This is a genomic window from Vibrio genomosp. F10 str. 9ZD137, from assembly GCF_049974785.1.
Lineage (GTDB): Bacteria > Pseudomonadota > Gammaproteobacteria > Enterobacterales > Vibrionaceae > Vibrio.
Genome location: NZ_JBNGCJ010000457.1, coordinates 1 through 10,563 on the forward strand (window position 1 = coordinate 1; position 10,563 = coordinate 10,563).

A 10,563-nucleotide genomic window follows, 5' to 3' on the forward strand; every position below is an offset into this window, starting at 1 on the left:
CTGCGCCTGTTACCGCACCTGCTGTCGCAGAAATCGCTGAACCCACCGACGCTATTACTGAAGAAATGAACGCTATGATAGCGGCGATAACGCCGTGCCCCGATGGATCAGTGATTCCGATGGGATTATTCATCGCAAAAGCATAGCCATTCCCCCCACCAACTCCGAACGGCGAAGCATTACGATCATATTGGCAAAATCGCCGTAACACCGGATTGTACCAGCGATACCCTTGGCCCATTGGATACAACCCCGTAGATGGATCCATGCGTTCCCCATGAAAACCCAGCATATTCCTTTGCAAAATTTTTGATTCGAATAACATCGTTTGGGGGCTCGCTAGAGCGCTACTACCGGGCATAGGAAGAAGAGAACCACACATTAAAAGAAGGCTATTGTGCAAGAAATCTCTTCGTGATATTTCTGAAGATCGGCTGTCCAAATTCTTGATGTCGGTAACAATCCATTTATCCTGTTCAGAGCGAGTGATGATCGCATCCTTCTGTTGCTTATACTTTTTAAGTGGTTGGCCATGCCGATCGACCAGACCATGGTCATTATTCGACGTCCTGACTCTATTCTTATCCGCTATTTTAGGCGTGAGAATTTGTCGGAAAAGAGTATTTAGGTTATCTTCCATCATGTTATTACCCTCTATATAAAAACTAATTGATAGTTTTATAGCCAAATGGCAAGTAAATATAGTTTTTGTCTTCATTTTCCCCGAAACTAATTTCTGAAAGTACGCTACCATTTTTATCGAGTGCTAAAAATTGATGAAGCATAGAATTCTTTTCATTGTATAAACGGAGTATGGGTTTATTTAAATAGCGAAGGTAACTAGTGCTTCCTTCTTGACTGATTTCATTAATAAGTTGATCTCCTCGATATAGATATGAGATTACACTCCCATCACCTTTTTTACTGATTAGTTGCCCTTCTGCATTATAAGAATAGTCTGATATAATTTCATCTAATTCATCTTTCACTGATACTAGATGATCATCGTCGTCATAAATATAAGAGCGATTCTGTTCATCTACTATGATGTTTCCTCGTTCATCATATTCAACACTGACTGTATTAATCTCTGGGTGACTGTGTTCTATTCTACTTAATTGCGTAGGATCGGCCAAATTATCGTAGTGGTAGGTTTCTATATCTTCACTGTCATCATTAAAAATAGAGACAACAGTACTGATATTTTCAAGGCTGTCATAGGTGAAAGTTTGACTCTCGATTTCAAACTCATTGATGTTATTAGGACGTTCTGGCCCGGAAACACTATAGCGTAAGAGGCGACTTTTTTCGTCGTAGCCAAATTCTTCTTTCTGTAAAATCACGCCTTCTTTTGATTTTTCTTTCGAGATTATTCTATCCGCTAGATCAAATTCTGTTTTTAAGGAAAATAGGATATTTCCTGATTTTGTTATTATTCTATTTATTTCTCTAGTAAAACAATCCCAATAGATATGGTGATCCACTCGATTATTTATTATTTCATCTGAGTCATAACAAGACTGAGTGATCAATCTATTATATTGATCGTATTCAAACCTAGTTACATAAATTTTATTTTGACTATGTTTTTTTATTTCAATAAGGTTTTTTTTACAATCATAAGTGTAGCTCTCGATATTACCCAGGTAATCGGTATACGACAGTAAAACACCTAGAATAGAATACTTATATATTGATTCATAATACACACCATTCACTGTTCTGACTTCTTTTGTAAGTCTCCCTTGGTGGTCATATTCGTAGATGTTTCTACTATTTTCATTCTCACTTGAAATGAGTTTACCTGTCACAGAGTCATACTCAAATTTTAGATGACTCAAGTTTGTGGATGCACTGGTATTTTTTTTCAGCAATGGATCATAATCAAATGACCATGTAGGCTGTTGTGAGGAGGATTGCTTGCTAGGGCTTGTTTGGTTATCACGATACGAATAAGACGTTATTACTTCTCCCTGAGTTTCCGCAACAATCCTTTGTAGCCCATCATAAGTTCGCTCTCCGACCACTCTACCCGCTACACGTATTTTAGTAATGAGTGGATCGGCCGAGTTAGGCGCGTATTCTAGTGACTTAACCGTATTGGTGGGATCCGTTACAGTCAAGCTTCGCCCTAAATAATCGTAAGAATAATAGGAAGAATGCCCTAAAGGATCGGTTGCTTTGACGGTTTGGCCGTGACTATCGTAGAATCGTTGGCTACTCGAATCGAATTGGCCGTCAGAGGTAAACCTCGATTCATTAACCGGTTTACCGTTGATATCATATTGAATAATATCGTAAGACAGACCTTCAATTCCCGTTTTTGTCGTCAGTTTTACAGGATCGAATTTACTGAGTAATACATTTCCATTAGGCATTACCGTGTGATCCAGTTCCCCAAATATATTGTAATAATATCGCGTGGTATATTCTATTGGATCGCTGTCATACCAATCACGCTCAATTGAATATAAGACGCGACTTTCTGCATCATAATGAGTTTCGCCAATTATACGGAAAATGCCTGATTCATCCTCGGATAAATGATAAACCTCTCGCCCCATACCGTCGTAAATGAATTTTTGGTGGTGCCCTTGGGAACCGGTGATCAAGAGACTATTGCTACCTTGCGTATAATCGTAATCAAACATTTTATTGGCGTAGCGGTCTGTTTCTGGAGCGACCTCTATTACCGTGTATTGCCCATTTTCATTGTAGGTATAACGTGTGACTAGACCTTCATGATCAACCTTACTGATTAGGTTTCCGGAATAAATGTCTTGTGTTTCCATCCGTGTAGCTGTTGTTCCGTCGAACCCTTCCATAGTAACGTAAGATATCCGTTCATTATTTATAAATTTATACTCAAAAGTTATTGATCCACAAGAGTTTCCATTCAGTGACACCATTATGTTTGACACGAGCCCACATGAACCAGGAACAGACGGATCTTGAAAGTACGTACTTGCAGTTGTTTCCCCATAAGAGGTACGTACATCAGTTTCAACTATACAGTCGGTATCATTCAGGCATGTAATCAAGGCATATCGATACCGTTTCCAAATGCTCTTTTCACCGTAGTGAGTGTTAAGCGGTTGAGTTTCTGTTTTTTTTAAGTAACAGATAAAACCATAAGGGTGTGGTGGACAGTCACTATTTTCCCCATCAGCAGAGTAATAGTCTAGTACGGTCTCGGTCCCATCTTTGTCACGCTCAAAAATACAGTTCCCGTAATCGTCAAAATTATATTCCAATGTCTCAGTACGTTGTTCTTCGTTAAGGTAATACGTGGTCGTCTCTTTTTTTATATAGGAATAGTTATCGGGTTGATCCTCGATACTTTTGGTAAGGTCGGCGAAATAATCGAGGTCGACTTCTTTATAAAGTTCGCTATCTCTAGTATAAATTTCCGACTCAATCAAATGGTATTTATTATATGTTCTTTCAATTAACAGGGAGCCATTAACGGTTTCCTTACTAGAGTACTTATAATCTGATTCAGTTTTGAAAAGCAAGTCAACGCCATTTTCCCATCTTAAATTACTTCCTCGACCAAGATAGTTATTAAGAGAGTACTCATATTGACTCAATATATAAGGTTGATTTAATCCAGGATAAAGAAAGTGCCTCTTAACGGAAGGAACAGAACTTATGTCTTCATTTCCTTCAGGAAGAAGATGCCCTTCATAGTCGTAGTCTATCGCCTCAATAAGCCCTGAGTGGTGTTCAACTCTTCTAATAATATAATTATCTAACTCATCAATATATTGATACTCAACCTTAGTATCTAGATCACTATTATTAACCATAGACATACTATTGAGTAATACACCATTGCCATGTGATATCTTACTCAGTAAGTAAGATCTAGAATATCCACTACTTGCATTTTCACTACTTATAATTGAGTAATACCTATGGCTCCAATGATCAATTGAAATAGAGTGCTCATTGCAATCAATTACTTTATGCAAAGCACTGCGCCCATTAAAATACTGGTAAGAGAAACATATTTCATGCCCTAAGTTTGAAACTTTTTTAATTAAATTACCAGAATCATAGTCAATATACTCTATTTCTCCACTTTTATAGACCACTTTTATCGTGGCGTCATTATCTACTAGGTATGCTCTAACATCTTTTGTTTTACGATGTGGCATAAAAAATTCATTGGAATTATTACCAAGTATAATTTCAAAGCTTCTTCCAGATCCTAAAGTAAGCCTTCGATTTATCTTATCATAGCCAGACATACTTAATGACCAGCCTAAGCCAAACCCTTCGTCATTGTGATTAAGACAATTATGACTGATGGTTAGTTGAAAATTTGGCCCCGAAAGTTGATTTGAAAGTAATTCCCCTAGAGTGAAGCTAATAGAGTAACTTCCTGTGCGAGGATCTACGCCAGAATTAATAAATTCTGAAAAATTAAATGCATTACTGACTATATCACTCATCGATAATCCCTCATGAATAACTTATCTTATAATAAATTTAATTACATAATAAATAAAAATTTTAACGGCTATATTTTATAAAAAATCTATTAGCCCATATTCATTAAATGTGAAATTAAATACTAAAATTTTAATAGATTGTGGGCGGATAATTAATATTTCACACCTAAATACCAAGTCTAAATTATACTTCCAATGAGTATACGGTGTTCCGTACCCCACCTGTCGACAATAACTAATTCTGGATTACGATTTTTAATTTCTTCCAGTAGTGCTTCAGATATATCTTTTGAACAAGTCTCTGAATTGGAACTTATATAACCCCGTTCTGGAGGAAAATAACACCCATTATATGAAGATTTGTACACACCTCCATTTTCAACCCATATTGTGTCGTAAGTTGACCCTTGTTTGTTATAGGGAATAGATAAAACATTAAGAATATGAGTTGAACCACTGGCTAACGAATTGATTTCGGTAGTAACCGAATTAAGATCAATTTCGAGTAATCGCCCCAAAGTTAAGTAATTAAAATATTTCAATCCAGGCATAGATAAATGATATGTCTTGTTATCACTCCAATATACCGACGTATCCGCTCCAGCGAATGTCACTTGAGTACCATTATATATTAACAGTTGACTATCTTCTGGCGAGTTATCGATATAGACTGAATGGATAGCACCATCTAAACGAGCAGGGCCCACTAGTGCTTTTACGTGGGTAAAATGCCGTAGATCGTTTTTTTCTTCTATATCGTCTTCGTCTATAATGTTGGTGGATGAAAACTGGTTCCTAGGAATAATATTAGGTGCAATTGCATTCACCGTAATAGAAGGCTCACTGTATTTACAACTTGTCTCGATGTATCCGCTTTTCAGCGTAACTTCAGCACATATATCAGCTGTATGAATAATATCAGTAGATAAATATAAATTCTGATTATATTCGTAAGTAGAAGGAATATTAGAATTTGAACGAATACGATATGATTGATTCATATAGCTTGGTCCAAATGGATTCCCTTGCGTCGTTTTTAAAAATTCATTAGGCCGAGCATACTTTCCCTGACTGATATAATACTCGTCTGTTTCTCCCAACGGTGATCGGTATAGCCAGCCTAGATCCTGAATATCAGTTTCATCTTGTTCACGGATTAATTTAATCCAATCAACTTCTTCTCCTTCTTCAAGTTCAACGTTTACAAATATTTCTATCTGATTTTTTCCATTGGAAAATATTTGGCCCTGGTCGGAACCAGATAGACTGATGGCAATTTCTTTCACTGGATACTCTGAAGAAAACGCCAAAGAAGGTAATAATATAGCTAATAAAATTAGAGATTTCATAGAGGAACCTTATGGTTATGGTGCCTATAACTGAATCAGTTTTAGGCACTGATAAAGCAATTAATCGATAGGGACTAGTTTACTTCTGGCACCACTATGCGGACAGCAGACACTTTACCGTTTAGTCCATTATCTTCGGAATAATAGACATTGACCGTCTCATCGATGTAGGATTGTTCAAAATTCCCAATAATATAGCTATCGAAAATATCTTCAGTTACTGTAATAACGAGATAGTCATCACCACTTGAAAGCTTAGGATCATCATAAATCTTTATAACGGTTCCTTCCGGAACATCTCTGAGAGTTAAAGATTTGGCTTTGTCATTATCACAACCATAGTCATCTTTCTTAAAATTAATACTTTCAACATTTCCAGGAAGAACCGTTAAGTTACATACGGTGTCTTGCTTCCCTTGGGTTCCTTCATGAAACTCAAATTCAGGCACCATCGTCGCATTAGCACGAAATGTAAATATAGTTAAGCACGTAAGAAACATTGCTAGCTTGTGGTTATATTTCATATTTATTACCTTTATGTTACGTTAAAGTGGATAACTCAGATTTCTGAGTTAAAACAACGTTACAATCGACAGGTATGAATGTACATGCAGTTCACTCTATTTTATAACGATATTTAATTCTTTATTTTTATAGAATTACCAACATGAAACACCAGAGAAATGTTTAATTAAAAATTAAAAAAACCATAAAATCGACTTTACATGAAACTTTACTCTTAACTTAATATTTCTAAACACTGCGTTTAACTAAGTTTATGTCTAATATTTATGTGGGCATCTCGGTGTTTGTATTAAGTAAAGTCAGTTTTATATGCTTGGGGCGAGTTCTTATAAGGGGTGTAAATAACCAAATATCAGATTATTTGCTTTCTTAGGTAATAAAAAAGCGGCCAAACATGTTGGCCGCTAGTATTAAAATGTTGCGATTAAATTGTATTAATTAGTTATTTTCTGCCCTCTGTGCCTCTACTGGTTGCTCTACTTTGTCGTCAACCGCTTTCACCAAAAGCAATCCAACCGATAGTACAATCAGGCCACACAATACGAAGACCATACGCCCCCACAATGGGTTAGGTAGCACAAACATCACCATGACACCAACACCCGCAACCGCGATAAGTGAACCAAGCATACGACGCTGTTTGTTATCGAGCTTCTTCTGTTCCGTGCTTTCAGCAACAAGTGGCGTCGCTAGATTATTAAAGAACTTGTCTACGTCTTTTTCACGATGCTCAGGAAGAGGCTTGTAGAACAATGTAGACAGAACAAAGAAGCCAGCAGTAAAGACAACATGACCGATGAGACCAATCGCTACTTTAAGATCAGACCACTCACGACCTGTTAGTTCATTAAGACCAAACCAGCCTTCAATCATGTCAGCCGTAACAACAAAGCCAACAAAGTAAGAAACGAAGCCACCCACAACTAGCGTACCCCAACCTGCCCAGTCTGGTGTTTTACGAATAAAGAAACCACAGAATGCTGGAATCGTCATTGGGAAACCAATTAACGCACCGACATACATCATGGTATCAAACAGGCTAAGACCTTTAAGCGAATTGATAAACAGAGCTACAAGGATAATGGCAAGACCAAAGAAGGTGGACGTTAGTTTTGAAACGACGACTAGCTCTTTTTCTGATGCGGCTGGGCGTAAGATCGGTTCGTAAAAGTTTTTAACAAAAATACCAGAGTTACGGTTTAGACCTGAATCCATTGAAGACATAGTCGCAGCAAACATCGCAGCGATTAACAAGCCAACCATGCCAACAGGCATATATTCTTGAACAAAATATAGGTAAGCGAAATCAGCGGCTTTACTGCCAGCTTCTGGGTATTGCGCTGCCAAGTCAACACCTTGTCCAGCTATAAACCAGCTTGGCATAAACCAAATGATTGGGCCTAACGTCATTAGAATACACGCCAAAAGTGCCGCTTTACGTGCATTGTTTGAATCTTTCGCCGCGAGGTATCGATACGAGTTCAACATGTTGTTCGTAATAGAGAACTGCTTTAAGAAGATGAATACCGCCCAAATACTAAAGATGCTTAGGTAGTTAAGGTTATCACCGGTGATGAACGAGTCTGTTGGGAAGTTAGAAACGATGTTACCCACTCCGCCGCCGTGATAAACAGCAACGATTGCACACGTTACCGTTACCGCCATGATGATAACCATCTGCATGAAATCTGACGCAATAACCGCCCATGAACCGCCTGTTACAGACATGACGAGTACAACCAGACCTGTAAGAATAATCGTGGTTGTCATATCGAAACCGAAGATACCCGATGCGATAATGGCAAGACCGTTTAGCCAAATACCTGCTGAGATAACGCTGTTTGGCATACCTGACCAAGTAAATACTTGTTCGTTTACCTTACCAAAACGCATACGAATTGCTTCAATTACAGTGACAACACGCAACTGACGGAACTTCGGCGCAAAGTAAAGATAATTCATTAAATAGCCAAACGCATTGGCAATGAAAATGATGGCAACTGCAAAGCCATCGGTAAATGCTTTACCTGCAGCACCGGTGAATGTCCACGCACTAAACTGCGTCATAAAGGCGGTGGCACCGACCATCCACCAAAGCATGCTACCTCCCCCTCGGAAGTAATCACTGGTTGTACTGGTAAATGTTCTAAACATCCAACCTATCGCAATAAGAAATAGGAAATAGATGCCAACAATGAGGGTATTGAGTTCCATTTTGTAACCTTAGTGTGTCATTTCGTTATGCTAACTATAATAAGGCCCATAAATATTTGTAGTACAATAACTCAAGTTCGTGATGTTGATCCCTAACGAATCCATTTTAATAATCATACAAGTGATCAAGTTCAAAGTTGTATTTTCATAAGAAAAAACCACTAACCAAGTTAAAAATGCAGATTGCCTATCGATAAATACGGGGGATTAATTAAGGTGTTATTCACTAACACTCTGCTCCGTTGCCCATTTATAATGGCTAATTGACCTTTAGTTACTTAAACATGGACAATAATACGAACATGAGAAACTGAATTCGGAAGCTTCGCAATATCATTCGAGTTTGTTTGAATTTGTTAAAGTGACTTTTTCTCAACAATACGATCAAATTCACAGATATCTATTTAGATGCCCTGTATCATTTGTAATACATTAAGACATTAATTTGATGTCTTTTTCCTGCGTACTGTCTCCTGTTCCGAGCAGTGTTAAATATAAAGATGGAATCAATACCATGACTCAAATGAAAACCCTTGTTATCGCAATTGCCTCAGTAATGGCGGCAGGCGCTGCATCTGCGGCGTCCTTCGATGTTCGTCACGAATACAAAAACAGCTCTGAGCAACATGCGACACGTGTAAAGCTGGCCGATAACATTGGAAATTTCTTAGTTGACATAGAAGCTAAGTTCAAAGGTAAAGACGGAGAGTTCTTAAAAGATCTACAAAATAATGGCTGGGAACTAGGTTTAAACTACCGTCAAAAACTAAACGATAACTGGACACTGACATACGGTATGCCAATTGAAGGTCGTAGCTCAGGCATGACCTATAAGCCACAGCTTCGTGCTACATATTCACTAGAGAGCATTGAAGGCCTAAGCTTAAGTGCACGTTATCGTTATGATATTCGCCAAAACAACACCTCTGATAACGAACGTCGTCACCGCTTAACTGGTAATATAAACTACAGTGTTGATAACTGGCGCTTTGGTTTGGAGGCTAACTACTACAAAGCGGACGACTATATTCTGTATAAAGATAAAGAGACGAATACCGAATACAATTCAACAGTCCGTTACATCATGGGCCAATGGGCACCTTACGCTGAGTTCGGTTACGCTTCTTACACGAAAGATGACTCTTTTTCCGGTTACAACAATGACTTTGAATTACGTAGCCGTATCGGTGTGACTTATAGCTTCTAATTCCTTTAATGTCGTTCACTCTAGCTTACGAGCTTAAAGTAGAACGGACATTGAAATAAACAAACAGGACTGAACGTTGAATCGTTTGGTCCTTTTTTTGTCTGGCAACTTTGTATTGATCCTACTCGGTAATCTTTAATATCGCTCAACATGCTTGACCAGATGATCGACTAATCGACTCAACTAACGATAGGCACAACACAAAAAGAGACGGACAGCAGGGGGAAAGTTTGCAACCGGCACATAAATAACCGTCTGACATTTTTACTTGCTGACTTGTTTGTGTGCTGATTTGTTTATGCTGCTGGATGACTTGATGGGTTCAGATAGGACTTAAGTTTAACGAGCATGATTGTTCAGTATTAAGTGATCACAAGCAATACACCCGGCTTGGTTTCGTTACAGGCATAAAAAAAGCCTCTCCGCTAAGCCGTTACTTGTAACGTAACACTTAGCGGTAAGGCTTTATCATACCAACTTGAACGGTATTACTTCTCTAGTTTAGTGAAGTAGTCAAAGATTACCGGTACGTCATTTTGACCAAGACCCGCATCAACACCTGCCTGTAGTGCTTTAGAAGTACCTTCAGCGATCGGCGATTCAGTGCCTAAGTCAGAAACCATTTGTAGGAAGTAACCCAGGTCTTTGTTTGCATTGGCAACAGAGAAACCTAATTTCTCTTCGCCATCTACTGCGTAGAATTTCGTGAACTGCATGAATGGTGAGTTAGATGGACCAGCAGACATGATGTCGAATAATTGTTGACCGTCAACACCTGCAGCTTTAGCAACCGCAAACGCTTGAGACATAG

7 protein-coding genes are annotated in these 10,563 nt (G+C 38.3%); 1 reads left to right on the forward strand and 6 read right to left on the reverse strand.

Going from position 1 to position 10,563, the window contains the following annotated elements:
- From ACP45E_RS10970 to ACP45E_RS10990, 5 genes are all read right to left on the reverse strand, one after another.
- A partial coding sequence (locus ACP45E_RS10970) for an RHS repeat-associated core domain-containing protein (RefSeq protein WP_141707298.1) occupies nt 1-643 on the reverse strand: 643 nt, incomplete at its 3' end.
- Between the two features lie 22 nt (nt 644-665).
- On the reverse strand, nt 666-4,457 hold the full coding sequence (locus ACP45E_RS10975) for an RHS repeat protein (RefSeq protein ID WP_017037402.1): 3,792 nt from the start codon (nt 4,455-4,457) through the stop codon (nt 666-668).
- 179 nt (nt 4,458-4,636) lie between these two features.
- Complete coding sequence (locus tag ACP45E_RS10980; RefSeq protein ID WP_017037401.1) at nt 4,637-5,806, reverse strand: hypothetical protein; 1,170 nt, start codon at nt 5,804-5,806, stop codon at nt 4,637-4,639.
- A 74-nt stretch (nt 5,807-5,880) separates the two neighbouring features.
- The gene (locus ACP45E_RS10985; RefSeq protein WP_017037400.1) at nt 5,881-6,330 is read right to left on the reverse strand and encodes a hypothetical protein; all 450 of its coding nucleotides are present in this window, start codon (nt 6,328-6,330) and stop codon (nt 5,881-5,883) included.
- 439 nt (nt 6,331-6,769) lie between these two features.
- On the reverse strand, nt 6,770-8,545 hold the full coding sequence (locus ACP45E_RS10990; RefSeq protein WP_017036039.1) for a sodium:solute symporter family transporter: 1,776 nt from the start codon (nt 8,543-8,545) through the stop codon (nt 6,770-6,772).
- Between the two features lie 514 nt (nt 8,546-9,059).
- On the opposite strand from ACP45E_RS10990, the gene ACP45E_RS10995 reads away from it, so the two are divergent.
- Entirely contained in the window at nt 9,060-9,752 is a 693-nt protein-coding gene (locus tag ACP45E_RS10995) for an oligogalacturonate-specific porin KdgM family protein (RefSeq protein ID WP_017036040.1), read from the forward strand.
- Nucleotides 9,753-10,240: 488 nt separating this feature from the next.
- Here ACP45E_RS10995 and ACP45E_RS11000 read toward each other — a convergent pair.
- On the reverse strand, nt 10,241-10,563 hold a 323-nt coding region (locus ACP45E_RS11000), incomplete at its 5' end, for an NAD-binding protein (protein WP_141707299.1).

Coding starts and splice junctions, on each gene's coding strand:
- ACP45E_RS10985 (WP_017037400.1), bottom strand. CDS start 6,330: ATGAAATATAACCACAAGCTAGCAATGTTTCTTACGTGCTTAACTATA.
- ACP45E_RS10995 (WP_017036040.1), top strand. CDS start 9,060: ATGACTCAAATGAAAACCCTTGTTATCGCAATTGCCTCAGTAATGGCG.
- ACP45E_RS10975 (WP_017037402.1), bottom strand. CDS start 4,457: ATGAGTGATATAGTCAGTAATGCATTTAATTTTTCAGAATTTATTAAT.
- ACP45E_RS10990 (WP_017036039.1), bottom strand. CDS start 8,545: ATGGAACTCAATACCCTCATTGTTGGCATCTATTTCCTATTTCTTATT.
- ACP45E_RS10980 (WP_017037401.1), bottom strand. CDS start 5,806: ATGAAATCTCTAATTTTATTAGCTATATTATTACCTTCTTTGGCGTTT.